Here is a 25115-nt window from a genome sequence, read left to right on the forward strand (position 1 = left end):
GACCAGGCCTTGACACCTCTCCCCGACGGACCTGAAGCTGACGCCCATGACGTCGTTGTCACCCCAGTCATCGCCTCAGTCCTCACTGTCGCGCATCCGCATCGGCTCGGCCCCCGACTCGTGGGGCGTGTGGTTCCCCGACGACCCCCAACAGGTCCCCTGGCAGCGGTTCCTCGACGAGGTCGCCGAGTCCGGGTACGAGTGGATCGAGCTGGGCCCGTACGGCTATCTGCCGAGCGAGCCGGCCGTCCTCGCGGACGAGACCGCGCGCCGCAACCTGCGGGTGTCCGCCGGCACGGTCTTCACCGGGCTGCACCGCGGCCCGGCCGTGTGGGACGCCACGTGGGCCCACGTCTCCGACATCGCCGCGCTCACCCAGGCGATGGGCGCCGAGCACCTGGTCGTCATCCCGTCCTTCTGGCGCGACGACAAGACCGGCGAGGTCCTGGAGCCCGACACGCTCACCGCCGAGCAGTGGCGCCACCTCACCACCCAGACCGAGCGGCTGGGGCACGAGGTGCGCGAGCGGTACGGGCTGAAAATCGTCGTCCACCCGCACGCGGACACGCACATCGACAGCGAGGAGAACGTGGCGCGTTTCCTCGACGGCACGGACTCTTCGCTGGTCTCGCTGTGCCTGGACACCGGGCACTACGCCTACTGCGGCGGCGACAGCGTCAAGCTCATCGAGACGTACGGGGAGCGGATCGGGTACCTCCACCTCAAGCAGGTGGATCCCGAGATCCTCGCCGACGTGCGGGCGAACGAGGTTCCGTTCGGGCCGGCCGTGGCGCGTGGCGTGATGTGCGAACCGCCGTCCGGGGTGCCGGCGCTGGAGCCGGTGCTTGCTGCTGCGCAGAAGCTGGACGTGGAGTTGTTCGCCATTGTCGAGCAGGACATGTATCCGTGTCCTCCCGACAAGCCGTTGCCCATTGCTCAGCGCACGCGGGCGTTCCTCAGGTCCTGCGGAGCGTAGGCGCTCCGCAGGGGGTGCGTTTTCGGCTGCGGGCCCGGTGGGGGCTTGTCGCGCAGTTCCCCGCGCCCCTATCGGGGCGCCCCCTCTGGTGCGTAGTGCGTCACTCGTGTCACAAAAGACCCCTTCCTGTCACACATGTCCCGTGTACGCGGGTCTTGTGTCACACCCGGGCGACAGGCGCTATCGGCTGGTCACGCTGTGTCGTTGAGCGGGCACAGGCTTTGTGATCGCCAGCGCAGTGCCCGGCTCCCCCGACGGCCGCCCCTCGGCCGCCGCTGTGGCGCGCGCAGGGAGGTGCAGCTCATGACCGACCGAAGGCTCTGGTCGTACAAGGAGATCGCGGCGCACATCAAGGTGCAGCCGGACACCGTGCGGTCCTACCGCAAGCACGGGCTGCTGCCCCCGCCCGACCACGTGGAGAGCGGCAAGCCCTACTGGTACGCCGACACGGTCCGTGCCTGGGTCGCCTCGCGGCCCGGCAACAGAGGCCGCAGAGACGGCTGATCACCTCCCGGCACGACAACCACGACTACAGGGCCCCCGCGCGGCAGGCGCGCGGGGGTCCTCTCATGCCCATGTCGGCCCGGGAGCGACCGGCTCACACCCACGGCTCGATGATCGTCACTCCCGCCCCCGGCGCCGTCCCCATCGCCGCCAGCGCGGCGGGAGCCTCGTCCAGGGGGATGGTGGACGTCACCAGGAGGTCGGGGCGCAGCACCCCGGCCCGTACGGACTCCAGCATCGGCGGGTAGGCGTGGGCGGGCATGCCGTGGCTGCCGAGGAGTTCGAGTTCCAGGCCGATCACCCGGGACATCGGCAGCGTCGGGTCCCGGGGCAGCAGGCCGACCTGGACGTGCCGGCCCCGGCGGCGCAGGCTGCCGACCGACGCCGCGCAGGTGGCCGGTGAGCCGAGGGCGTCGAGGGACAGATGGGCGCCGCCGCCCGTCAGCTCACGGACGGCCTCCGCCGTCTCCTCGGGCCCGGCGTCCCGGGACGCCTCCACGCACTCCGCCGCCCCGAACTGCCGTGCCAGCTCCAGCGCCCGGGGCGAGAGGTCGACCGCGACGACCCGTGCGCCGGCCGCCGCCGCGATCATCACGGCGGAGAGTCCCACACCGCCGCAGCCGTACACGGCCACCCACTCCCCGGGCGCCGCCCGTCCCTGTGCGACGACCGCGCGGAACGCCGTGGCGAACCGGCAGCCCAGCGAGGCCGCCGTCCCGAAGGACAGTTCCTCCGCGACGGCCACGAGGTTCACGTCGGCGTGGTCCAGGGCCACGAACTCGGCGAACGATCCCCAGTGCGTGAACCCCGGCTGGGTCTGCCGCTCGCACACCTGCTGGTCGCCCGCCGCGCAGGAGGGGCAGCTGCCGCAGGCGCAGACGAACGGTGCGGTGACGCGGTCGCCGGGGCGCCAGCCGGTTACCAGGCCGCCCACCGCCTCGACCGTTCCGGCCAGTTCGTGGCCTGGCACGTGCGGCAGGGTGATGTCCGGGTCGTGGCCCTGCCAGCCGTGCCAGTCGCTTCGGCAGAGGCCGGTGGCTGCGACGCGGACCACTACGCCGTGGGGCGCGGGGGTCGGGTCCGGGACGGTTCGCAGTTCGGGCGGCTTTCCGTATTGCTCGAACATCACTGCGCGCATGTGTTGCCCCTCCGACGTGAATCACCGTTTCCGACCGAACGCTAGACGCCCCGCGGGGTGCACGGTTTTCGTCTGCGGGCCCGGTGGGGGCTTGTCGCGCAGTTCCCCGCGCCCCTAAAGGCCAAAAGCCGAAAGCCGAAAGATTGCGCAGTTCCCCGCGCCCCTGTCGGGGCCCGGCCCGCATATGCCAGAACGGCACATAACAACCACTTGCCATAAAGTGCGGACAAATCTTCCGCGTCGCAGTTTCGAGTTCGAGGGATTCGAGGGATCTGTCGTGACCCAGCCCCCGCCGCCCGGCGCACCCCGAGCGCGCATCCCCGGCCCTCAGCAGCCCCCTCCGTCCTATCCCCGGACGCGCACCGGACTGTGGCGGCGGTGTCTGTGGGGCGGGCTCGTGCTCTGGGGGCTCAGCGTGCTCGTCACGTACGCGACCGGGAACACCACCCTGCTGCCGACGCTGATCCTGCTCGGCAGCTTCCTGGCCCCGGTCGTCTTCGTGCTGTGGGCGTACGAGCACCACGGCCGCGACCTGGGCGTGAACGTGATCCTCGGCTGCTTCCTGACCGGTGGCGTACTGGGCGTCCTCGGCGCCTCGGTGATGGAGTACTACCTGCTCCGACCGTCACTGTGGATGTTCGTCGGGGTCGGGCTCATCGAGGAGGCGGTGAAGGCGGCCGCGCTGATGTTCGTGCTGCGCCGGCAGACCCGTATCCGCGGACTGCGCGCCGGACTCGTGCTCGGGGCGTCGGTCGGTTTCGGGTTCGCGGCGCTGGAGAGCGCGGGGTACGCGTTCAACGCGGCCGTCTCGACCGAGGGCATCGATCTGCGGGCGCTGCTGGAGACCGAGATCCTGCGGGGCGTGCTCGCCCCCTTCGGGCACGGGCTGTGGACGGCGATCACGGGCGCGGTCCTGCTGGCGCACCGGCGCCCGAACGGGCACTTCGCGTTCACCGTCCCGGTCGTCGGCACGTACGTCGGTGTCGCGCTGCTGCACGCCCTGTGGGACTCGACACATGGCATCGCGCTCTGGCTGGTGGCGCGGCTGACCAGTGCGCCGCTCAACCCCGCACTCTTCGGGCCGGGTTACCTGCCGGCCGTGACGGACCAGCAGAAACATCTCTTCACGCTGTTCTCGGTCGGTGGCATGGTCGCCGTGTCGTTGATGGGCATCGCCTGGGTGCGTGCGCTGGCACGCCGGGACCCCTCTTGGCGAAATACCCCCTAGGGGTACAGTGTGGTTAGTGTGAGGCCCTCGTGGGCCACGCACGCCCCACACGTCTCGACGAGGAGCAACGACATGACCGCCCAGACCGACACCCCGGGCTCCCTCACCACCGTCTACCAGGTGAGCGGGATGAGCTGCGGACACTGCGAAGGCTCGGTGTCGAGCGAGATCTCCGAGATCGCCGGTGTCACCTCGGTGAAGGCCGTCGCCTCCACCGGCGAGGTGACCGTGGTCTCCGCCGCCCCGCTCGACGAGGAGGCCGTACGCGCCGCCGTCGACGAGGCCGGCTTCGAGCTCGTCGCCAAGGCCTGACACCGGCGAGAACCGGAGCACGGAGATGACCAGCACCACCGCAGCGACCCCGATAGCCGGGACCGCGGAGATCGAGCTGACGATCGGCGGAATGACCTGCGCCTCCTGCGCGGCCCGCGTCGAGAAGAAGCTCAACCGCATGGACGGGGTCACCGCCACGGTCAACTACGCGACGGAGAAGGCGAAGGTCTCGTACGCGCAGGGGGTGCTGGTCACCGACCTGATCGCCACGGTGGTGAAGACGGGGTACACGGCCGAGGAGCCTCCCCCGCCGAGGATCGAGCCGCCCGTCGCCACTGACGGCACCGGGGAAGCCGCCCGGGATCCCGAACTGGCCGCTCTGCGCGAGCGTCTCACCGTCTCCGTGCTCCTCTCGATCCCCGTCGTCCTGTTGTCGATGGTCCCGGCGCTGCAGTTCGACAACTGGCAGTGGCTGGCGCTCACCCTCGCCGCGCCCGTCGTCGTGTGGGGCGGACTGCCGTTCCACCGGGCGGCGTTCACGAACGCCCGGCACGGCGCGGCCACCATGGACACCCTCATCTCGATCGGCACGCTGGCAGCGTTCGGCTGGTCCCTGTGGGCACTGTTCTTCGGCGACGCGGGAATGGAGGGCATGCGGGACGAGGGCTTCTCGCTCACCGTCTCCCGCATGGAAGGCTCGTCGGCCATCTATCTCGAGGTCGCCGCCGGAGTCGTCGCCCTCATCCTCCTCGGCCGCTATCTGGAGGCCCGCTCCAAGCGCCGCGCGGGTGCCGCCCTGCGGGCCCTCATGGAGCTGGGCTCGAAGGACGTCACGGTCGTACGGGACGGCCGTGAGGTCCGTGTCCCGGTGGCCGCTCTGGCCGTGGGCGACCGTTTCGTCGTACGGCCCGGGGAGAAGGTCGCCACGGACGGCACGGTCGTCGAGGGTTCCTCGGCGGTCGACGCGTCCATGCTGACCGGCGAGTCGGTGCCGGTGGACGTGACGGTGGGTTCGGCCGTCACGGGCGCGACCGTGAACGCGGGCGGGCGGCTCGTCGTCGAGGCGACCCGGGTCGGCGCGGATGGCGCGGCTCGTGGAGGACGCGCAGAACGGCAAGGCCCAGGTGCAGCGCCTCGCCGACCGGGTCTCCGGCATCTTCGTACCCGTCGTGCTGCTGATCGCGGTCGGCACGTTCGGCGGCTGGCTCGGCGTCACCGGTGACACGGCCGCCGCGTTCACCGCGGCCGTCGCCGTGCTGATCATCGCCTGCCCGTGCGCGCTGGGCCTGGCCACCCCGACCGCGCTCATGGTCGGCACGGGCCGCGGCGCCCAGCTCGGCATCCTCATCAAGGGCCCCGAGGTCCTGGAGTCCACCCGCCGCGTCGACACGGTCGTCCTGGACAAGACCGGCACGGTCACCACCGGCCGCATGACCCTTCAGGAGGTGTACGCGGCCGACAGCACCGACGAGGAGCGCGTACTGCGGCTCGCGGGGGCCCTGGAGCACGCCTCGGAGCATCCGGTGGCCCGGGCGGTCGCCGAGGGCGCTCAGGCCCGTACAGGCCCCCTGGCGGCCGTGGACGGCTTCGAGAACGTGGCCGGGCTCGGTGTGCGCGGCACGGTCGAGGGCCACGAGGTGCTCGTCGGGCGGGCCCGCCTCCTCGAAGAGGCCGGGATCGCGCTGCCGGACGAACTCGTCGCGTTCAAGGCGCGGGCCGAGGAGGACGGGCGTACCGCCGTGGCCGTCGCCTGGGACGGCGCGGCACGCGGTGTCGTCACCGTCGCCGACGCCGTCAAGGAGACCAGCGCGGAGGCGGTACGCGCCCTGCGCGCCCTGGGCCTGCGGCCGGTGCTGCTGACCGGGGACAACCGGACCGTCGCCGAGTCCGTGGCCCGCGCGGTCGGCATCGACATCGCCGACGTCATCGCCGAGGTGCTGCCGCGGGACAAGGTCGACGTGATCGAGCGGCTGCGCGGCGAGGGGCGGACGGTCGCGATGGTCGGCGACGGTGTCAACGACGCGGCCGCCCTCGCCACCGCCGACCTGGGCCTGGCCATGGGCACCGGGACGGACGCGGCGATCGAGGCGAGCGACCTGACACTCGTACGGGGGGATCTGCGGGTGGCCGCGGACGCCATCCGGCTGTCGCGGAAGACCCTCTCCACGATCAGGGGAAACCTCGTCTGGGCCTTCGGCTACAACGTGGCGGCACTGCCGCTCGCCGCGGCCGGACTGCTGAACCCGATGATCGCGGGCGCGGCCATGGCCTTCTCCTCGGTGTTCGTGGTGACGAACAGCCTGCGGCTCAGGGCATTTTCATGACGAAGAGGTAAGAGTCCCCCTAGAGTCCGGCACACGCCTTCACATAAGCTCTTCACAAGGCTCGCGCATCATCCTTACGCTTGGGTTCCGGTAGCGATATCGGAGCTCTTGCGCATCTTCAGGACATACGCAAGAGACGCAGATCACAGTGATGTGAACGTAACCATCGAAGGGGTTCGTGAGTCTAGATTGACGATGTCAGAGACGTCTTGGGGGGCGTATCTGACATCTGGGGACGTCTTGGGGGACGTTCTCGGAATTGCGTTGCCGGGACACGTGCAGCGGGGAGCTTTGAGCGGCCCTCCCGTACGTACGGGTCCCGGCAGACCGCAGCACACCAGTCCAACCAGTTTTGCTCGTTTTGCTCGCAGCGACTCAGGCGCTGCCTTCAGACGCCCGGCCGGATCCCGTGGGGGGAATCCGCACCGGGACATGGGAAGGCGCCCCGATCTACGGCCCGTGGGGGGACCGTAGCGGGGCGCCTTCTGTTATCCCGTACGACTTGTGCACATTGCGCAACTGAGGAGGGGGCGTCCCTGGTCAGGGACGCCCCCTCTTCCTTCAAGGGTGCGGGGAACTGCGCGAACAGCCCCCGTGGACCTGCGAACGAACTGCCTAGCGCTCTTCGACAGGGACGAAGTCGCGCTCGACCACACCCGTGTAGATCTGCCGCGGGCGGCCGATACGCGAACCCGGCTCCTTGATCATCTCGTGCCACTGGGCGATCCAGCCCGGGAGGCGGCCGAGGGCGAACAGGACCGTGAACATCTCGGTCGGGAAGCCCATGGCCCGGTAGATCAGGCCGGTGTAGAAGTCCACGTTCGGGTAGAGGTTGCGCGAGACGAAGTAGTCGTCGGAGAGCGCGTGCTCCTCCAGCTTGAGCGCGATGTCCAGCAGCTCGTCGGACTTGCCGAGGGCCGAGAGGACGTCGTGCGCCGCCGCCTTGATGATCTTGGCGCGCGGGTCGAAGGACTTGTACACCCGGTGGCCGAAGCCCATCAGGCGGACGCCGTCCTCCTTGTTCTTCACCTTGCGGATGAAGGAGTCGACGTCGCCGCCGTTGGCCTTGATGCCTTCCAGCATCTCCAGGACCGACTGGTTGGCGCCGCCGTGCAGCGGGCCCCAGAGGGCGCTGATGCCGGCCGAGATCGAGGCGAACATGTTCGCCTGCGACGAGCCGACCAGACGCACCGTTGAGGTCGAACAGTTCTGCTCGTGGTCCGCGTGCAGGATGAGCAGCTTGTCGAGCGCCGAGACGACGACCGGGTCCAGCTCGTACTCCTGGGCGGGGACCGAGAAGGTCATGCGCAGGAAGTTCTCGACGTACCCGAGGTCGTTGCGCGGGTAGACGAAGGGGTGACCGATGGACTTCTTGTACGCGTACGCCGCGATCGTCGGAAGCTTGGCGAGAAGGCGGATCGTCGAGAGGTGACGCTGCTTCTCGTCGAACGGGTTGTGGCTGTCCTGGTAGAACGTCGACAGGGCGCTGACCACCGACGACAGCATCGCCATCGGGTGGGCGTCGCGCGGGAAGCCCTGGTAGAAGCGCTTGACGTCCTCGTGGAGCAGGGTGTGCTGCGTGATCTCGTTCTTGAAGACGGAGAGCTCGTCGACCGTGGGCAGCTCGCCGTTGATCAGCAGGGAGGCCACCTCCAGGAAGGTGGAGCGCTCGGCCAGCTGCTCGATCGGGTACCCGCGGTAGCGGAGGATGCCCTGCTCACCGTCGAGGTAGGTGATGGCGGATTTATAGGCGGCGGTGTTTCCATATCCGCTGTCCAGCGTCACCAGACCGGTCTGGGCGCGGAGCTTCCCGATGTCGAAGCCCTTGTCGCCGACGGTGCTGTCGATCACCGGGTAGGTGTACTCGCCGTCGCCGTACCGCAGTACTACAGAGTTGTCGCTCACGTCATCCCTCACCGACGTTGTGCCTCTTCTTCGAGGTGCCCTGACTGTCTCTACCATCCCCCATTTGGCGCAGGAGAGTGCACTCGGGGTCGACCATTGGGCCTATTGGCGGCACTCAGTGCCGCCAACCTGTTCATCCTGCCCGGTTCCTCCTCCTTCCGAAAGTGCCGTGTGACGTTTCCGACTCGTTTGATCGATCATTTTTTTCGGGTGCGGGTTGGGTGGGGCTGGGTGCGCAGTTCCCCGCGCCCCTGAAGACGCGCCAGCCGTTCGTCGTCGGGTCGGGGCCGCGCCGGGGCATCCGATCGCAGCTGTGTCATCCCGCGCCTACACGTTGCCCATCAGAGGTCGTGCTGCGATCGGAAACCCCGACACGACCCCTTGCGCCGGGGGGCGACTGCCGCTGAGTGGGGCAACAGGAGGGAGGGGCTCACGCCCCTCGCCCGTCAGGGGCGCGGGGAACTGCGCGACAAGCCCACGACGGCCGGCAGCCGACAAACGGCCGCAAGCCCCCATCCCCCAGGGGCGCGGGGAACGGCGCAATCTTTTGGCTTTTAGGGGCGCGGGGAACTGCGCGGCCAGCCACGACGCACCCCCACCCACCCCCGGGGCCGGGGACGGGCTCAGTCCGGGAGGCGGGCTCCGGAGAGGCGGTGGTCCAGGGCCGTGCAGCGCCGGCCGGCGGAAACCGTGCGGACTGCCTGGCCGAGGGCCTTGCGGGAACCGACAAGGACCACGATCTGCTTCGCACGGGTGACGGCCGTATACAGAAGGTTCCGCTGAAGCATCATCCAGGCGCCCGTGGTGACGGGGATGACGACGGCGGGGTACTCACTGCCCTGGGAGCGGTGGATGGTCACCGCGTACGCGTGGGCCAGCTCGTCGAGTTCGTCGAACTCATACGGGACCTCCTCGTCCTCGTCCGTCAGGACCGTGAGGCGCTGGTCGTCGAGGTTGAGGGAAGTCACCACCCCCACCGTGCCGTTGAAGACGCCGTTCTCGCCCTTGTCGTAGTTGTTGCGGATCTGGGTGACCTTGTCGCCGACACGGAAGACGCGGCCGCCGAACCGCTTCTCGGGCAGGTCGGGGCGGGCCGGCGTGATGGCCTGCTGGAGCAGGCCGTTGAGTGTGCCGGCGCCTGCCGGGCCGCGGTGCATGGGGGCCAGGACCTGGACGTCACGGCGGGGGTCAAGGCCAAACTTGGCCGGAATACGCCGCGCAGCCACATCCACCGTCAGACGCCCCGCCTCCTCCGTGTCGTCCTCGACGAAGAGGAAGAAGTCCTTGAGCCCATCCGTGACCGGCTGTTGCCCCGCATTGATCCGGTGAGCGTTTGTCACCACACCTGATTGCTGGGCCTGCCGGAACACCCGGGTGAGACGGACCGCGGGCACCGGGCCTCCCTCCGCGAGCAGGTCCCGGAGCACCTCGCCCGCCCCCACGCTCGGAAGCTGGTCGACGTCCCCGACGAACAAGAGATGTGCCCCTGGCGGGACCGCCTTCACGAGCTTGTTGGCGAGGAGGAGGTCCAGCATGGACGCCTCGTCCACGACCACCAGGTCCGCGTCCAGTGGGCGGTCCTTGTCGTACGCTGCGTCGCCGCCCGGCTTGAGCTCCAGGAGTCGGTGCACGGTGGAGGCGTCGGCGCCGGTCAGTTCGGCAAGTCGCTTGGCGGCGCGGCCGGTCGGCGCGGCGAGCACGACCTTGGCCCGCTTCGCCTTGGCCAGCTCCACGATCGAGCGGACCGTGAAGGACTTGCCGCAGCCGGGGCCGCCCGTGAGCACCGCGACCTTCTCGGTGAGGGCGAGCCGGACCGCCGCCTCCTGCTCGGGGGCCAGGTCCACCCCCGTACGGTCCTTGAGCCAGGCCAGTGCCTTGTCCCAGGCCACGTTCCGGAAGCCCGGCATGCGGTCCTCGTCCGTACGCAGAAGGCGCAACAGCTGGGCGGAGAGGGACAGTTCGGCCCGGTGAAAGGGGACCAGGTAGATGGCGGTGACCGGATCGCCGCCGTCCAGGCCGGGCACGCGCTCCCGTACGACGCCCGGGTCCTCGCCCTCCTCGGTCGGAGCCGCCAGCTCGGCGAGGCACTCGATGACCAGGCCCGTGTCCACCTGGAGCAGTTTCACCGCGTCCGCGATCAGCTGCTCCTCCGGGAGGAAGCAGTGGCCCTGGTCGGTGGACTGCGAAAGGGCGTACTGGAGACCGGCCTTGACCCGCTCCGGGCTGTCGTGCGGGATCCCGACGGACTGGGCGATCTTGTCAGCGGTGAGGAAGCCGATGCCCCAGACGTCGGACGCGAGGCGGTAGGGCTGGTTCTTGACCACCGAGATCGACGCGTCGCCGTACTTCTTGTAGATGCGGACCGCGATCGACGTCGATACCTCGACGGTCTGGAGGAAGAGCATGACCTCCTTGATCGCCTTCTGCTCCTCCCAGGCCTCGGCGATCTTCTTGGTCCGCTTGGGCCCCAACCCGGGCACCTCGATGAGCCGCTTCGGCTCCTCCTCGATGATCTGCAGGGTGTCCAGCCCGAAGTGCTGCGTGATGCGGTCGGCGAAGATCGGCCCGATGCCCTTGACGAGGCCGGACCCCAGATAGCGGCGGATGCCCTGGACCGTGGCGGGGAGCACCGTCGTGTAGTTCTCCACCGTGAACTGCTTGCCGTACTGCGAGTGGGAGCCCCAACGCCCCTCCATCCGCAGCGACTCCCCCACCTGGGCGCCGAGCAACGCCCCCACGACCGTGAGGAGATCACCGCCGCCTCGGCCGGTATCGACCCGGGCCACTGTGTAGCCGTTCTCCTCATTGGCGTACGTGATCCGCTCCAGCACGCCCTCCAGAACCGCCAGGTTCCGCTCCCCGTTCCCCGCCCCTTGCTTGGACATGATCCGACGCTACCTCCCACGTCTGACAGCGGCCCGAACTCCGTGGCATCTCCGGGTCCCCTGTGCATCTGCGGCCCGGCGGGGGCTGGTCGCGCAGTTCCTCGCGCCCCTAAAAGCCAAAAGATTGCGCCGTTCCCCGCGCCCCTAGGGGGTGGGGGCTTGCGGTCGTTTGTCGGCTGCCGGCCGTCGTGGGCTTGTCGCGCAGTTCCCCGCGCCCCCAAAGAGCCAGGCTGAGGACCGTGCGCACCTTCCTGCCCGGTGGGGGCCGAGCGCGCAGTTCCCCGCGCCCCTGAAGGGGCCCGCCCCCACTCAGCGGCAGTCGCCCTCCGGCCGCAGGGGTCGTGTCGGGGTTTCCGATCGCAGCACGACCTCTGGTGGGCAACCAATCGGTGCGGGATGACACAGCTGCGATCGGATGCCCCGTCGCGGCCCCGACCCGACGACAAACGGCTGGCGCATCTTTTAGGGGCGCGGGGAACTGCGCACCCAGCCCCCACCCACCCGCAGACAACACACAACCCCCACCCCCCACCATCACAATCCGATCTCAGGCACTTGTTAACTTCCGTGTAATCGATTCCAATCCTCCCTGTAGGCGCATGTAATCGATTCCACAAGGAGGTGGAGCGTCGATGGCGAGCATCAAGGACGTCGCCGCCGAGGCAGGCGTATCCGTCGCCACGGTCTCGCGCGTCCTGAACGACCACCCCTCCGTCAGCCCAGCGGCACGCGCCACCGTGCTGGCCGCAGTCGAGACCCTGGGCTACCGCCCGAACGCCGTCGCCCGCTCCCTCCGCACGGACCAGACCCACACCCTCGGCCTGGTCATCAGCGACGTACTCAACCCGTACTTCACCGAACTGGCCCGCTCCGTCGAGGAGGAGGCCCGCGCCCTCGGCTACAGCGTGATCATCGGAAACGCCGACGAGCGCCCCGAGCTGCAGGACCACCACGTCCGCACGCTCCTGGACCGCCGTATCGACGGCCTCCTGGTCTCCCCCACGGACGGCAGCTCCCCCCTGATGCTGGACACCGCCCGCGCCGGCACCCCGATGGTCTTCGTCGACCGCTGGATCCCGGGCATGGACGTACCCGTGGTCCGCGCGGACGGACGCACCGCGATCCACGACCTGGTCACCCACCTGCACACCCTCGGCCACCGCAGGCTCGCCATCATCGCGGGCCCGGCGGCCACCACGACCGGCAGCGAGCGCGTGGCGGCCTTCCGGGAGGCACTCCAGGAGTACGGGCTCCCGCTGCCCGACGCCTACATAGGGCAGGGCGACTTCCAGGCGGCCAGCGGCCGCCGGGTCACCGAGGAGTTCCTCGACCTCCCCGAACCGCCGGAGGTCGTCTTCGCGGCCGACAACCTGATGGCCCTGGGCGCCCTGGACGCCATCCGCGCGCGCGGGATGCGGGTTCCCGACGACATCGCGCTCGCGGCGTTCGACGACATCGCCTGGTTCGTGCACACCGATCCGCCGATCACGGCGATCGCCCAGCCCACCCCCGAGCTGGGCCGCGCCGCCGTACGCGCCCTCGTGGACCGCATCGAGGGCCGGCCCCCGCAGTCCGTCACCCTCCCCGCCCGTCTCGTCGTCCGCCAATCGTGCGGCGAGCCCGTACCCCCACAACCGTCCCCGCCCCCGCCCCCGCACTCGTCCCCGCAAAGGAGCAACACGTGAGCAGTCCCGACGAGTTGCTGCGTATCGAAGGCATACGCAAGACCTTCCCCGGTGTGGTCGCGCTCGACAGCGTCGACTTCGATCTGCGCCGCGGCGAGGTGCACGTGCTGCTCGGTGAGAACGGCGCCGGCAAGAGCACGCTGATCAAGATGCTGTCCGGCGCCTACCGGCCCGACGCCGGGAAGATCGTGGTCGACGGCAAGAAGGTCCGTATCCATGGTGCGCAGGACGCCGAGCGCCTCGGGATCGCGACCATCTACCAGGAGTTCAACCTGGTCCCCGATCTGACGGTCGCCGAGAACATCTTCCTGGGCCGCCAGCCCCGCCGTTTCGGGATGATCGACCGTAAGACGATGGAGGCCGACGCGGCCGTACTCCTGGAGCGGGTGGGCGTAAACGTGTCCCCACGCGCGCGGGTCCGTGAACTCGGCATCGCCCGCCTCCAGATGGTCGAGATCGCCAAGGCGCTGAGCCTCGACGCGCGCGTCCTGATCATGGACGAGCCGACCGCGGTGCTCACCTCCGGAGAGGTCGAGAAACTCTTCCGGATCGTGCGGCAGCTGCGCGAGGACGGCGTCGGCGTCGTCTTCATCACGCACCACCTGGAGGAGATCGCCGCCCTGGGGGACCGCGTCACGGTCCTCCGGGACGGCCGGAGCATCGGCCAGGTGCCCGCGTCCACACCCGAGGACGAGCTCGTACGCCTCATGGTGGGCCGCTCCATCGAGCTCCAGTACCCGCGCGAACGGGCCGACACCGGGACCGCGTTGCTCACCGTGGAGGGGCTCACCCGGGACGGGGTGTTCCACGACGTGAGTTTCGAGGTGCGGGCCGGTGAGGTCGTCGGCATCGCGGGGCTCGTCGGAGCGGGGCGTACGGAGGTCGTACGGGCCGTCTTCGGGGCCGACCCGTACGACAAGGGGTCCGTGGCCGTCGCGGGGGCCCGCCTGCCCCGCCACGACGTCAACGCGGCCATGACCGCCGGGATCGGGCTCGTCCCCGAGGACCGCAAGGGTCAGGGCCTCCTGCTCGACGCCTCCGTCGAGGAGAACCTCGGGCTCGTCACGCTGCGGGCGGCGACCCGCGGCGGGCTCGTCGACCTCAAGGGGCAGCGGACGGCCGCCGCGAGGATCGCCGAGCAGCTGGGCGTACGGATGGCCGGGCTCGGCCAGCATGTGCGGACGCTCTCCGGTGGCAACCAGCAGAAGGTCGTCATCGGCAAGTGGCTGCTCGCCGACACCAAGGTGCTGATCCTCGACGAGCCGACGCGCGGTATCGACGTCGGCGCCAAGGTCGAGATCTACCAGCTGATCAACGAACTCACCGCCGCCGGTCATGCCGTCCTGATGATCTCCAGCGATCTGCCCGAGGTGCTCGGCATGAGCGACCGGGTGCTGGTGATGGCCCAGGGCCGGATCGCCGGCGAACTCACCGCCGACGAGGCGACCCAGGACTCCGTGATGGCACTCGCCGTCAGCTCACCCACGACACCCCTTACGACCGTCACCACCGACTCCGTTACCGCTGTGGAGGGCCCCGATGGCCACTGACACGCTCAAGAGCACACCGGGCGCGAGTGGCGCCTCGGGCGGCCTGCGCCGGCTCCTGCTCGACAACGGCGCGCTCACCGCGCTGATCATTCTCGTCATCGCGATGTCGGCCCTGTCGGGCGACTTCCTGACGACGGACAACCTGCTGAACATCGGCGTCCAGGCGGCCGTGACCGCCATCCTCGCCTTCGGTGTGACCTTCGTGATCGTCTCGGCGGGCATCGACCTGTCGGTCGGTTCGGTCGCCGCCCTGTCCGCCACCGTCCTTGCCTGGACGGCGACTTCGGAGGGCGTACCGGTCTGGATCGCGGTGATCCTCGCGATCGCCACCGGCATAGCCTGCGGCCTGGTCAACGGTGTGCTGATCTCGTACGGGAAGCTGCCGCCGTTCATCGCGACGCTCGCCATGCTGTCGGTGGGCCGAGGTCTCTCCCTGGTGATCTCGCAGGGCAGCCCGATCGCCTTCCCGGAGTCGGTCTCGCATCTCGGTGACACGCTGGGCGGCTGGCTGCCGGTGCCGGTCCTCGTGATGATCGTCATGGGCCTCATCACCGCGCTGATCCTGGGGCGTACGTACATCGGGCGTTCCATGTACGCGATCGGCGGCAACGAGGAGGCGGCCCGTCTCTCCGGGCTGCGGGTGAAGCGGCAGAAGCTCGTCATCTACGCGCTGTCCGGGCTGTTCGCGGCCGCCGCGGGCATCGTGCTCGCCTCGCGGCTCTCCTCCGCGCAGCCGCAGGCCGCGCAGGGCTACGAGCTGGACGCGATCGCCGCGGTCGTCATCGGCGGTGCCTCGCTCGCGGGCGGTACGGGCAAGGCGTCCGGGACGCTGATCGGCGCGCTGATCCTGGCGGTGCTGCGCAACGGCCTCAACCTCCTTTCCGTGTCGGCGTTCTGGCAGCAGGTCGTCATCGGTGTGGTCATCGCGCTGGCGGTGCTCCTCGACACCGTGCGGCGCAAGGCGGGCGCGACTCCGGTCACCGCCGGTGCCGGGGGCTCGTCGGGTCTCAAGGGGCCGCAGGCCATCAAGTACGGGCTTGCCGTGGTCCTCGTGGCGGCGATCGTGGGCGGGCTGTCCCTGTTCAACAACGGCTCGTCCTCGTCGAACCCGAAGGTCGGCCTGTCCCTCTCCACGCTGAACAACCCCTTCTTCGTACAGATCAAGGAGGGTGCGCAGGCGGAGGCGGAGAAGCTCGGTGCCGATCTGACCGTCACGGACGCGCAGAACGACGCCTCGCAGCAGGCCAACCAGCTGCAGAACTTCACCAGCGAGGGTCTCGACTCGATCATCGTCAACCCGGTGGACTCGGACGCGGCGGGCCCGTCGGTGCGCTCCGCGAACAAGGCCGACATCCCCGTCGTGGGCGTCGACCGTGGCGTCAACAAGGCGGAGACGGCCGCGCTCGTGGCCTCCGACAACGTCGAGGGCGGCAAGCTGGGCGCCAAGGCGCTCGCCGAGAAGCTGGGCGGCAAGGGCAAGATCGTGATTCTGCAGGGTCTGGCCGGTACGTCCGCGAGCCGTGAGCGCGGCGCGGGCTTCGCCGAGGGCCTCAAGGCCTACCCGGGCATCGACGTGGTCGCCAAGCAGCCGGCTGACTTCGACCGCACCAAGGGCCTCGACGTGATGACGAACCTGCTCCAGGCCCACCCGGACGTCCAGGGCGTCTTCGCCGAGAACGACGAGATGGCGCTCGGCGCGGTCAAAGCGCTCGGCTCAAAGGCCGGGAAGTCCGTCCAGGTCATCGGCTTCGACGGCACGCCCGACGGTCTGAAGGCTGTCCAGGAGGGCACGATGTACGCCTCCGTGGCACAGCAGCCGAAGGAACTCGGCAGGATCGCGGTGGAGAACGCGCTGCGGGCGGCCGACGACAAGGAGGTCGAGAAGACGGTGAAGGTTCCGGTGAAGGTGGTCACGGCGAAGAACGTGGACGAGTTCACCGGCTGACCCGACCGATGTCGAGGGGCGGGTGCACGGCAACTGCCGTCCACCCGCCCTCAACTCACCCCCACAGGGAGACTGTTCATGTACGACTACGACCTGCTGGTCGTGGGATCGGCCAACGCCGACCTCGTCATCGGAGTCGAGCGGCGGCCGGGCGCCGGGGAGACCGTCCTCGGTTCCGACCTGGCCCTCCACCCGGGCGGCAAGGGCGCCAACCAGGCGGTCGCCGCCGCCCGGCTCGGGGCGCGTACGGGGTTGCTGGCCCGGGTCGGCGACGACGCGCACGGCCGGCTGCTGCTCGACTCGCAGCGGGCTGCCGGGGTCGACACGGCCGGGGTCCTCGTCGGCGGGGCGCCCACCGGGGTCGCGCTGATCACGGTGGACCCGTCCGGCGACAACAGCATCGTCGTGTCGCCCGGCGCGAACGGCCGCCTCACCCCGGCCGACGTCCACGCGGCCTCGGCCCTGCTCGCGGCCTCCCGGGTGGTCTCGGCCCAGCTGGAGATCCCGCTGGAGACGGTCGTGGAGGTCGTACGCGGTCTGCCGTCCGGCACCCGTTTCGTACTGAACCCGTCTCCGCCCCGGGAGTTGCCCGAGGAGGTGCTCGCGGCCTGCGACCCGCTGATCGTGAACGAGCACGAGGCGCGGGTGGTGCTCGGCGCCGAGGCGGGCGACACGCCCGAGCAGTGGGCCGAGGCGCTGCTCGCGCTCGGTCCGCGTTCGGTGGTCGTCACCCTGGGCGAGGAGGGCGCGCTGGTCGCCGACGCCTCCGGCACGGCCCGGGTGCCGTCCGTGAAGGTGAACGCCGTGGACACGACCGGCGCGGGCGACTCCTTCACCGCGGCGCTGGCCTGGCGCCTCGGCGCCGGGGAGTCCCTCGCGGACTCGGCGGCGTACGCGGCCCGCGTGGGCGCCGCCGCCGTCACCCGCGAGGGCGCACAGGCGTCCTTCCCCACCGCCGAAGAGGTAGCCGCACTGTGAAGAAGGCCGGAATCCTGAACCGTCATCTCGCGGGGGCGATAGCCGAGCTGGGGCACGGCGACGGCGTGCTGGTCTGCGACGCGGGCATGCCGATCCCGGCCGGGCCGCGGGTCGTGGACCTGGCTTTCCGTGCCGGGGTGCCCTCCTTCGAGGAGGTCCTGGAAGGCCTGCTGGACGAGCTCGTCGTGGAGAGTGCCACGGCGGCGAAGGAGGTGCGGGAGGCGAACCCGGAGGCGTCCGCGCTGCTGGCCGACCGCTTCCCCTATGCGCTGACCCATGTCTCCCACGAGGACCTGAAGATCCTCTCGGCCGGCGCCCGCCTGATCGTGCGGACCGGCGAGGCCCGCCCGTACGCGAATGTGCTGCTGCACTGCGGGGTCTTCTTCTGAGGCCGTTCCAACCAGGTCGTCGGGCCCCTGGGGGACCCGGACAAGCTTCGAGGGGGCCCGGTCCGTCGACCGGGCCCCCTCGGTTTCCCCTCCCCCAACCAGAACCCCCGCGATCCCCCCGGATCCCCCTCCAGAAGTCCTGATGCCAAGTACGACCCACGGAGTGCGGGGAGGGTTGCACGGTCTCTTGAGATTTTTTTGAGGTTCGATTCGACGTCCGATTCGAGGTCCGTCGGCACCTTGCCGGACTGGGCCGGTCGAGGTCTCAGTCGCCCTCGGCGCGGACGCGGTCGGCGATGCCCAGGGTCAGCTTCTCCGCCTGGTCCTCCAGGTTCCACTTGCCGTCCTGGTAGGCGTGGTTGCTCACCCAGTACACGAGGACGCCGTCGCGCAGCGACCTCGTGAGGACCCCCAGCGACCAGTCGTTGCCACCGTCGTGCCAGACGACCCGGCCCTCGGGGCTCTCGCGGACAGCCCAGCCGTATCCGTACCAGCCGTCGTCCGAGTCGGGCACCCGCACGCGGGGCGCGAACAGCTTCTGCCTGGCCCGTTCCGGCAGGATCTCGTCGCCCGAGAGGGCCCGGTGCCAGCGGAACATGTCCTCGGCGGTGGAGAGCATTCCGCCGTTGCCGCGCAGGTTCCAGTACGGCCCGTCGGCGGCCCAGGGATGGTCGAGGGGCCTGCCCTGGCTGCGCCCCTTGCTGTCGTACTCCACCGCGACCAGGTGCCGCGGCCACCGGGGCAGTACGTATCCGGTCCGTTCCATCCCGGCCGGACCGAAGAGGTGCCGGGCGAGGAACGGCTCGTAGCCCTCCCCGGACGCCTTCTCGACGATGGCGGCGAGCAGGCTGTACCCGGTGTTGGAGTAGTGGAACTCCTTCCCCGGGGCCGACTCCGGCTTCGACGCCAGGGCCCGGCGCACCAGCTCGTCGCGGGAGACCGGGTCGTAGTCGTCGCCGAGCCCCTCGACCAGGCCCGATGTGTGCGTGAGCAACTGCTCGATCGTGATGTCCCGTTTGTCCTCGGGAACCGGGCCGAGGAACCGGCTGATCGGGTCGCTCACCCGCAGCCGTCCCAGCACCTCCAGCTTCAGGATCGCGGCGGCGGTGAACTGCTTGGTGATCGACATGACGTCGTAGACCGTGCGGCAGCTCGCGGGGGTGCCGGCGGCGCGGTCCGCCGTCCCGAAGCCTCCGCAGTACACGAGTTCGTCGCCCCGTGCGGCGATCACGGTTCCGCCCGGACCGGCGGAACCGGCGGAACCGGCAGGGAGGGTCCGGCGGAGGAAGTCGGCTACCGACTCCCCGTCGCGGGCCTTCGCGGCGGACCCGGCGGCCGACCGTTCCTTGGCAGGCTCTTTGGCGGGCTCCTTGGCAGGCCCTTTGGCGGGCCCGGCGGCGCGCTCTTCGGCGCACGCGCCCAGCGTCAGCAGGGTCGCGAGGGCGGTGACGGCGGCGGCAGTACGGCGGCGGCGGGGCTGACCCATATGACCTATGACCTCCAACATCGGGAATCCGCACCGAGGTTGACCGCCGCTGTCGCCGTTCCTCAAGCTGTCAGGGTGTTCGAGCTTGTGCGAACCCGTGTACGTCCAGCTCACCAGGGGGGACCACCGTCATGACCACCGCACCGCCCACCCCGCCGGACACCGACGCCGCCGCCTTCGTGGCGGGGCTTCGGCGCCTCAAGGCGTGGTCGGGCCTCAGCTATCGCCGGCTGGAGCGCCGGGCGGCGGAGGAGGGCCACTGTCTGCCGTACTCCACGGCGGCGAGCATGCTCGGCCGGGAACGGCTGCCCCGCGAGGAACTGGTCGCCGCGTTCGTCGCCGCGTGCGGGGTTCGGGGCGCCGAGGCGGAGGCGTGGCTGGACGCGCGCACGGACATCGCGTGCGGGCCCCTGCTTGAAGGCGCCACGCCTGCCTCCGTACCGGCGGTCGTCGCGCCATTGACCACCCCACCGGCGCGCACCGGGCCCCGGCGGACGCGGTGGACGCTCGTCGTTGCGGCGGCGCTCGTCACCGCGCTGCTCGGCGGGGCGTCGGCGTCCGGTGTCTTCACCGACGACGAAGAGGTGCACGAGACGCGGACGTCGGTCCGCCTGTGATCCGTCACAGGCGGACCGGCGTGGGTGATGATCCGTCAGGGGGCAGGGGGCAGGGGGTAGACGGACGTCAGGCCGCGTGTTCCACGAACCGGGACGCCGTTTCGGTGAGGACCTCGCGGCCGTCCCTGGCCCACAGGCCGTCGTTGAACAGCTCGACTTCGATGGGGCCGGTGTAGCCGGCGGCCTCGACGTAGCCCTTCCACTCGCGCATGTCGATCACGCCGTCGCCGATCTGACCCCGGCCGTTCAGGACGCCCTCGGGCAACGGGGTTGTCCAGTCGGCGAGTTGGAAGGTGTGGATGCGGTCGCCCGCACCCGCGCGGGCGATCTGTGCGGGCGCCTGGTCGTCCCACCAGATGTGGTACGTGTCGACCGCGACGCCGACCTGGTTCGCGGGGAAGCGTTCCGCGAGGTCGAGAGCCTGGGTGAGGGTGGAGACCACACAGCGGTCGGAGGCGTACATCGGGTGGAGCGGCTCGATGGCCAGCCGGACTCCGTTGGCGGCCGCGTACGGGCCCAACTCCCCCAGCGCGTCCGCGATGCGCTCCCGGGCGCCGTGCAGGTCCCTGGAGCCCGCCGGGAGGCCGCCGGACACCAGCACGAGCGTGTCCGTGCCCAGGGTGGCGGCCTCGTCGATGGCGCGGCGGTTGTCGGCCAGGGCCTCGGCTCGCTCGGCCGGGTCGATGGCCGTGAAGAAGCCGCCGCGACAGAGGGTGGTGACGGCCAGACCGGTGTCGCGGACCAGCTTGGCAGTCTCCTCCAGGCCGTACGTCTCGACCGGTGCACGCCACAGGCCGACGCCCGGGACGCCCAACTCCAGGCAGGTGTCGACCAGTTCGGGCATCGACAGCTGCTTGACCGTCATCTGGTTGATGCTGAAGCGGGAGAGGTCGCCGACAGGGCTCGTACTGCTCGTGCTCACTGGTTCACTCCGTACAGGGAGAGCAGGTTCTTCATACGGGCCTCGGCGAGGGCCGGGTCCGGGAACAGGCCCAGGCCGTCGGCGAGTTCGTACGCGCGGGCGAAGTGCGGGAGCGAGCGGGACGACTGGAGGCCGCCGACCATCGTGAAGTGCTCCTGGTGGCCCGCGAGCCAGGCCAGGAAGACCACGCCCGTCTTGTAGAAGCGGGTCGGGGTCTGGAAGAGGTGGCGGGACAACTCGACGGTGGGGTCGAGGAGTTCACGGAAGCCGCCCGTGTTCCCGGTGTCGAGGACGCGTACGGCCTCGGCGGCCAGGGGCCCCAGCGGGTCGAAGATGCCGAGCAGGGCGTGGCTGAAGCCCTGGTCGTCGCCCGCGATCAGCTCGGGGTAGTTGAAGTCGTCGCCCGTGTAGCAGCGCACGCCGTCCGGGAGCTTGCGACGCAGGTCGATCTCGCGCTGGGCGTCGAGGAGGGAGACCTTGATGCCGTCGACCTTGTCGGGGTGGGCGGCGATGACCTCCAGGAAGGTGTTGGTGGCGGCGTCGAGGTCGGTGCTGCCCCAGTAGCCTTCGAGCGCCGGGTCGAACATGGGGCCCAGCCAGTGCAGGATCACCGGCTCGGCGGCCTGGCGGAGCAGGTGGCCGTAGACCTCCAGGTAGTCCTCGGGTCCCTTGGCGATGGCGGCCAGCGCCCGCGAGGCCATGAGGATGGACCGCGAGCCGGATTCCTCGACGAGGGCCAGCTGCTCCTCGTACGCGGTCCGCACCTCGTCCAGGCTGTACGGGTGGCCGACCTCGGTGACCGGCAGCTGGTCGGTGCCGACGCCGCAGGCGATCAGCCCGCCGACCGCCTTGGCCTCGGCCGACGAGCGGCGGATCAGCTCGGCCGCTCCCGCCCAGTCGAGCCCCATCCCCCGCTGGGCCGTGTCCATCACCTCCGCGACACCGAGTCCGTGGGACCACAGATGGCGGCGGAAGGCGAGGGTGGCGTCCCAGTCGACGGCTGCCGGTGAGTCGGGGGTGGTGTCGGCGTACGGGTCGGCGACCACGTGGGCCGCCGAGTAGACCGTACGGGAGGTGAAGGGGGCGCCGGTGGTGAGGGCGAGGGGGTCGGTGCGGGGGGTGTAGGTGCGCAACACGCCGTCTGCGTTCGGTAGTTGGATACGCCCGGTCGCCGTCGGCTTCGGCGTTGGATCCGGCTTCGGCTTCGGCGTCAGGTCCGGCTTCGTCTTCGGCTTCGGCGTCAGATCAGGCTTCGTCACAGCGCGATCTCCGGTACGTCGAAGCGGCGGCCCTCGGACGAGGACTTCAGGCCCAGTTCGGCCAGCTGGACGCCGCGGGCGCCGGCCAGCAGGTCCCAGTGGTAGGGCGCGTCGGCGTAGACGTGCTTGAGGAAGAGCTCCCACTGGGCCTTGAAGCCGTTGTCGAACTCGGCGTTGTCGGGGATCTCCTGCCACTGGTCGCGGAAGGAGTAGGTGGCCGGGATGTCGGGGTTCCAGACCGGCTTGGGTGTCGAACTGCGGTGCTGGACACGGCAGTTGCGCAGGCCGGCGACGGCGGATCCTTCGGTGCCGTCGACCTGGAACTCCACGAGTTCGTCGCGGTTGACGCGGACGGCCCAGGAGGAGTTGATCTGGGCGATCGCTCCGCCTTCGAGCTCGAAGACGCCGTAGGCCGCGTCGTCGGCGGTGGCGTCGTACGGCTTGTCCTGCTCGTCCCAGCGCTGCGGGATGTGCGTGGCGGTCAGGGCCTGTACGGACTTCACGCGGCCGAACAGCTCGTGGAGGACGTACTCCCAGTGCGGGAACATGTCGACAACGATGCCACCGCCGTCCTCGGAGCGGTAATTCCAGGACGGGCGCTGGGCCGACTGCCAGTCGCCCTCGAAGACCCAGTAGCCGAACTCTCCTCGGATGGAGAGGATGCGGCCGAAGAAGCCGCCGTCGATGAGGCGCTTCAGCTTGAGCAGGCCCGGGAGGAAGAGTTTGTCCTGGACGACGCCGTGCTTGATGCCGGCGGCGGTGGCCAGGCGGGCCAGTTCCAGGGCGCCGTCGAGGCCGGTGGCGGTGGGCTTCTCCGTGTAGATGTGCTTGCCCGCGGCGATCGCCTTCGTGATCGCCTCCTCGCGGGCCGAGGTGACCTGGGCGTCGAAGTAGATCTCGACGGTCGGGTCGGCGAGGACCGCGTCGACGTCCGTGGAGATGTTCGCGGGGTCCAGGCCGTGCTGCTCCGCGAGCGCCTTCAGGGCGTGCTCGCGGCGGCCGACGAGGACCGGCTCGGGCCACAGCACGGTGCCGTCGCCGAGGTCGAGACCGCCCTGTTCGCGCAGGGCGAGGATCGAGCGGACGAGGTGCTGGCGGTAGCCCATGCGTCCCGTCACACCGTTCATCGCGATGCGCACCGTCTTGCGTGTCACGTGATTCCCTTCGTACGCGTCCCGCGCCGCGTACGCCCCACAGGTGGACCCCGGTACGTCCGGTGCACCCTGGTGAACTGGTGAGCGTCACAGCAAGCGCTTTCTATGTGTAGAGAAGCTAGCCTCTGAGGAGCGGTCTGGACAAGACCGTGACGGGGATGAGTTGTTCGAGGGGGCGAACAACTGGGGGTTTCGGCCTTAGGGTCTGCACGGAGCCGTGCGCTGAGTGCCCGCGTTGTGCGCCTGTGCGTGTGGGGGCTCGGAGCGCTTGTGCGTGCGGGGGCTTGGATCGCCCGTGTGCATAGGGGGCTCGGAGCCGTGTACGAGGACGTACTACGAGATGCGTGACCGGAGGACGACGAAGATGACGGTGACCCTGGCGGACGTGGCGGCCCGCGCGCAGGTCTCGCCCGCGACGGTGTCGCGCGTGCTGAACGGGAACTATCCCGTGGCCGCCTCCACCCGTGAGCGGGTGCTGCGGGCCGTGGACGAGCTGGACTACGTACTGAACGGCCCGGCGAGCGCGCTTGCCGCTGCGACTTCCGACCTGGTCGGGATTCTGGTCAACGACATCGCCGACCCGTTCTTCGGGATCATGGCGGGGGCGATCCAGGGTGAGATCGGGGGGCCGGGGGGCCGGGCCGGTGGGGAGCGGCTCGCTGTTGTGTGCAACACCGGGGGGTCCGCCGAGCGGGAGCTCACGTATCTCACGCTGCTTCAGCGTCAGCGGGCTGCGGCGGTCGTGCTGACCGGTGGGGCCGTGGAGAACACGGCGCACGCGGAGGCCGTGGCGACGAAGCTGCGCAAGCTTGCGGCTGCGGGGACGCGGGTCGTGCTGTGCGGGCGGCCGCCCGCGCCGGCCGACACCGACGCGGTGGCGCTCACCTTCGACAACCGGGGTGGGGGGCGGTGGCTTACCGAGCATCTGATCGAGCTCGGGCATCGGCGGATGGGGTACATCGCGGGGCCGGAGGAGCGTACGACTACGCGGCATCGGTTGGAGGGGCATCGGGATGCGCTTGCGGCGCACGGTATTCCGGACGAGCCTGCTCGGACTGTGCATGGGCGGTACGACCGGCGGGCCGGGTACGAGGCGACGCTTGAACTGTTGCGGCGTGATCCGGAGTTGACGGCTGTTGTTGCTGCGAATGACACGGTTGCTCTTGGGGCGTGCGCTGCTCTGCGGGACTCTGGACTGCGGATTCCGGACGACGTGTCCGTTGTGGGGTTCGATGACCTTCCCTTCAGCATTGATGCGGTGCCTGCGCTGACGACTGTGCGGTTGCCGTTGGCGGAGGCGGGGACGCGTGCCGGGCGGATCGCCATGGGGCGGGAGGAGGCTCCGCCTGGGGGGATTGCGACGATTCGGGGGGAGTTGATGGTGCGGGGGTCTACGGGCGCGCCCAAGAACTCCTGAGGTTGGGTGTCGCTGCGGGTTCGTTGTGGCTGATCGCGCAGTTCCCCGCGCCCCCAAAAGCCACGCCAGCCGCCCGTCGCCAAGTCGGGCCCGCGCCGGGGCATCCGATCGCAGCTGTGTCATCCAGAACCATCAAGATGCCCTCAAGAGGTCGTGCTGCGATCGGAAACCCCGACACGACCCCTTCGGCAGAGGGGCGACTGCCGCTGGGTGGGGGCGGGCCCCTTCAGGGGCGCGGGGAACTGCGCGCTAAGCCACGATGCACCCGCACGTACGCACCCAGCCTCAGGCACGCTCATCAGGGGCGCGGGGAACAGCGCAATCTTTTGGCTTTTAGGGGCGCGAGGAACGGCGCGACCAGCCCACGACGACCGACAGCCGACAAACGACCGCAAGCCCCCACCCCCCAGGGGCGCGGGGAACTGCGCAATCTTTTGGCTTTTAGGGGCGCGGGGAACTGCGCGAGCAACCCCCACCGGG

At 70.0% G+C, this 25115-nt stretch carries 18 protein-coding genes and 1 pseudogene; 12 read left to right on the forward strand and 7 right to left on the reverse strand.

The window, feature by feature from the left end:
- The first annotated feature begins 46 nt into the window (after positions 1 to 46).
- Both ACFWXQ_RS17055 and ACFWXQ_RS17060 read left to right on the forward strand, forming a co-directional pair.
- Positions 47 to 976, forward strand: coding sequence for a sugar phosphate isomerase/epimerase family protein (locus tag ACFWXQ_RS17055; protein ID WP_383940422.1), 930 nt, complete (start codon positions 47 to 49; stop codon positions 974 to 976).
- Positions 977 to 1279: 303 nt separating this feature from the next.
- Positions 1280 to 1480 carry an AlpA family transcriptional regulator gene (locus tag ACFWXQ_RS17060; protein ID WP_055615575.1) on the forward strand — a complete coding sequence of 67 codons (201 nt, stop codon included), beginning with the start codon at positions 1280 to 1282 and terminating at the stop codon, positions 1478 to 1480.
- A gap of 94 nt (positions 1481 to 1574) precedes the next feature.
- On the opposite strand, the gene ACFWXQ_RS17065 is transcribed toward ACFWXQ_RS17060, so the two are convergent.
- On the reverse strand, positions 1575 to 2618 hold the full coding sequence (locus tag ACFWXQ_RS17065; RefSeq protein ID WP_383940425.1) for a zinc-dependent alcohol dehydrogenase family protein: 1044 nt from the start codon (positions 2616 to 2618) through the stop codon (positions 1575 to 1577).
- A gap of 277 nt (positions 2619 to 2895) precedes the next feature.
- Here ACFWXQ_RS17065 and ACFWXQ_RS17070 point away from each other — a divergent pair, with 277 nt between their 5' ends.
- The 3 genes and pseudogenes from ACFWXQ_RS17070 (at position 2896) to ACFWXQ_RS17080 (ending at position 6443) form a co-directional block, all read left to right on the forward strand.
- The gene (locus ACFWXQ_RS17070; protein WP_383940427.1) at positions 2896 to 3846 is read left to right on the forward strand and encodes a PrsW family intramembrane metalloprotease; all 951 of its coding nucleotides are present in this window, start codon (positions 2896 to 2898) and stop codon (positions 3844 to 3846) included.
- Positions 3847 to 3918: 72 nt separating this feature from the next.
- Positions 3919 to 4158: a heavy-metal-associated domain-containing protein gene (locus tag ACFWXQ_RS17075; RefSeq protein ID WP_200398061.1), complete on the forward strand. Its 240-nt coding sequence runs from the start codon at positions 3919 to 3921 to the stop codon at positions 4156 to 4158.
- Positions 4159 to 4183: 25 nt separating this feature from the next.
- A pseudogene (locus ACFWXQ_RS17080) lies at positions 4184 to 6443 on the forward strand (heavy metal translocating P-type ATPase).
- A 615-nt stretch (positions 6444 to 7058) separates the two neighbouring features.
- Here ACFWXQ_RS17080 and ACFWXQ_RS17085 read toward each other — a convergent pair.
- Together ACFWXQ_RS17085 and ACFWXQ_RS17090 are read right to left on the reverse strand one after the other, a co-directional pair.
- The gene (locus ACFWXQ_RS17085; RefSeq protein ID WP_383389757.1) at positions 7059 to 8348 is read right to left on the reverse strand and encodes a citrate synthase; all 1290 of its coding nucleotides are present in this window, start codon (positions 8346 to 8348) and stop codon (positions 7059 to 7061) included.
- 623 nt (positions 8349 to 8971) lie between these two features.
- On the reverse strand, positions 8972 to 11233 hold the full coding sequence (locus ACFWXQ_RS17090; protein WP_383940431.1) for an ATP-dependent RecD-like DNA helicase: 2262 nt from the start codon (positions 11231 to 11233) through the stop codon (positions 8972 to 8974).
- Between the two features lie 632 nt (positions 11234 to 11865).
- On the opposite strand from ACFWXQ_RS17090, the gene ACFWXQ_RS17095 reads away from it, so the two are divergent.
- The 5 genes from ACFWXQ_RS17095 (at position 11866) to rbsD (ending at position 17780) form a co-directional block, all read left to right on the forward strand.
- A complete protein-coding gene (locus ACFWXQ_RS17095) occupies positions 11866 to 12918 on the forward strand; it encodes a LacI family DNA-binding transcriptional regulator (RefSeq protein WP_383940434.1) in 1053 nt (350 codons plus the stop codon).
- A complete protein-coding gene (locus ACFWXQ_RS17100; RefSeq protein ID WP_383940436.1) occupies positions 12915 to 14468 on the forward strand; it encodes a sugar ABC transporter ATP-binding protein in 1554 nt (517 codons plus the stop codon). The genes ACFWXQ_RS17095 and ACFWXQ_RS17100 overlap by 4 nt, the downstream gene beginning before the upstream one ends.
- Positions 14458 to 16413, forward strand: a complete 1956-nt coding sequence (locus ACFWXQ_RS17105) for a substrate-binding domain-containing protein (RefSeq protein WP_383940439.1) — start codon at positions 14458 to 14460, stop codon at positions 16411 to 16413. The genes ACFWXQ_RS17100 and ACFWXQ_RS17105 overlap by 11 nt, the downstream gene beginning before the upstream one ends.
- Positions 16414 to 16491: 78 nt before the next feature.
- Positions 16492 to 17391 carry a ribokinase gene (locus ACFWXQ_RS17110; RefSeq protein WP_383940442.1) on the forward strand — a complete coding sequence of 300 codons (900 nt, stop codon included), beginning with the start codon at positions 16492 to 16494 and terminating at the stop codon, positions 17389 to 17391.
- Positions 17388 to 17780: a D-ribose pyranase gene (gene rbsD / locus ACFWXQ_RS17115; protein WP_383940445.1), complete on the forward strand. Its 393-nt coding sequence runs from the start codon at positions 17388 to 17390 to the stop codon at positions 17778 to 17780. The genes ACFWXQ_RS17110 and rbsD overlap by 4 nt, the downstream gene beginning before the upstream one ends.
- A 265-nt stretch (positions 17781 to 18045) precedes the next feature.
- Here the strand turns inward: rbsD and ACFWXQ_RS17120 are convergent, their stop codons facing one another.
- The gene (locus ACFWXQ_RS17120) at positions 18046 to 19266 is read right to left on the reverse strand and encodes a serine hydrolase domain-containing protein (RefSeq protein ID WP_383940448.1); all 1221 of its coding nucleotides are present in this window, start codon (positions 19264 to 19266) and stop codon (positions 18046 to 18048) included.
- A 131-nt stretch (positions 19267 to 19397) separates the two neighbouring features.
- Here ACFWXQ_RS17120 and ACFWXQ_RS17125 point away from each other — a divergent pair, with 131 nt between their 5' ends.
- Positions 19398 to 19883, forward strand: a complete 486-nt coding sequence (locus ACFWXQ_RS17125) for a hypothetical protein (RefSeq protein WP_383940451.1) — start codon at positions 19398 to 19400, stop codon at positions 19881 to 19883.
- Positions 19884 to 19950: 67 nt separating this feature from the next.
- Here the strand turns inward: ACFWXQ_RS17125 and ACFWXQ_RS17130 are convergent, their stop codons facing one another.
- From ACFWXQ_RS17130 to ACFWXQ_RS17140, 3 genes are all read right to left on the reverse strand, one after another.
- Positions 19951 to 20748 (reverse strand): sugar phosphate isomerase/epimerase family protein, encoded by a 798-nt coding sequence (locus tag ACFWXQ_RS17130; protein WP_383940506.1) that lies wholly within the window; start codon positions 20746 to 20748, stop codon positions 19951 to 19953.
- A 53-nt stretch (positions 20749 to 20801) separates the two neighbouring features.
- Positions 20802 to 21965, reverse strand: a complete 1164-nt coding sequence (locus tag ACFWXQ_RS17135; RefSeq protein WP_383940508.1) for a dihydrodipicolinate synthase family protein — start codon at positions 21963 to 21965, stop codon at positions 20802 to 20804.
- Between the two features lie 95 nt (positions 21966 to 22060).
- Positions 22061 to 23218: a Gfo/Idh/MocA family protein gene (locus ACFWXQ_RS17140; protein WP_383940454.1), complete on the reverse strand. Its 1158-nt coding sequence runs from the start codon at positions 23216 to 23218 to the stop codon at positions 22061 to 22063.
- Between the two features lie 364 nt (positions 23219 to 23582).
- Between ACFWXQ_RS17140 and ACFWXQ_RS17145 the strand changes: the two genes are divergently transcribed.
- Positions 23583 to 24635, forward strand: a complete 1053-nt coding sequence (locus ACFWXQ_RS17145) for a LacI family DNA-binding transcriptional regulator (protein WP_383940457.1) — start codon at positions 23583 to 23585, stop codon at positions 24633 to 24635.
- The last annotated feature ends 480 nt before the right edge of the window (positions 24636 to 25115 follow it).

The sequence above is a fragment of the Streptomyces sp. NPDC058697 genome (assembly GCF_042715345.1).
Taxonomy (GTDB): domain Bacteria; phylum Actinomycetota; class Actinomycetes; order Streptomycetales; family Streptomycetaceae; genus Streptomyces; species Streptomyces liliifuscus.

What these genes read in the sequence shown, in the direction of transcription:
- ACFWXQ_RS17125 (WP_383940451.1), top strand. Translation starts at nt 19,398, where the DNA reads ATGACCACCGCACCGCCCACCCCGCCGGACACCGACGCCGCCGCCTTC.
- ACFWXQ_RS17060 (WP_055615575.1), top strand. Translation starts at nt 1,280, where the DNA reads ATGACCGACCGAAGGCTCTGGTCGTACAAGGAGATCGCGGCGCACATC.
- ACFWXQ_RS17075 (WP_200398061.1), top strand. Translation starts at nt 3,919, where the DNA reads ATGACCGCCCAGACCGACACCCCGGGCTCCCTCACCACCGTCTACCAG.
- ACFWXQ_RS17090 (WP_383940431.1), bottom strand. Translation starts at nt 11,233, where the DNA reads ATGTCCAAGCAAGGGGCGGGGAACGGGGAGCGGAACCTGGCGGTTCTG.
- ACFWXQ_RS17055 (WP_383940422.1), top strand. Translation starts at nt 47, where the DNA reads ATGACGTCGTTGTCACCCCAGTCATCGCCTCAGTCCTCACTGTCGCGC.
- ACFWXQ_RS17065 (WP_383940425.1), bottom strand. Translation starts at nt 2,618, where the DNA reads ATGCGCGCAGTGATGTTCGAGCAATACGGAAAGCCGCCCGAACTGCGA.
- ACFWXQ_RS17095 (WP_383940434.1), top strand. Translation starts at nt 11,866, where the DNA reads ATGGCGAGCATCAAGGACGTCGCCGCCGAGGCAGGCGTATCCGTCGCC.
- ACFWXQ_RS17130 (WP_383940506.1), bottom strand. Translation starts at nt 20,748, where the DNA reads ATGACGGTCAAGCAGCTGTCGATGCCCGAACTGGTCGACACCTGCCTG.
- ACFWXQ_RS17145 (WP_383940457.1), top strand. Translation starts at nt 23,583, where the DNA reads ATGACGGTGACCCTGGCGGACGTGGCGGCCCGCGCGCAGGTCTCGCCC.
- ACFWXQ_RS17110 (WP_383940442.1), top strand. Translation starts at nt 16,492, where the DNA reads ATGTACGACTACGACCTGCTGGTCGTGGGATCGGCCAACGCCGACCTC.
- ACFWXQ_RS17105 (WP_383940439.1), top strand. Translation starts at nt 14,458, where the DNA reads ATGGCCACTGACACGCTCAAGAGCACACCGGGCGCGAGTGGCGCCTCG.
- ACFWXQ_RS17120 (WP_383940448.1), bottom strand. Translation starts at nt 19,266, where the DNA reads ATGGGTCAGCCCCGCCGCCGCCGTACTGCCGCCGCCGTCACCGCCCTC.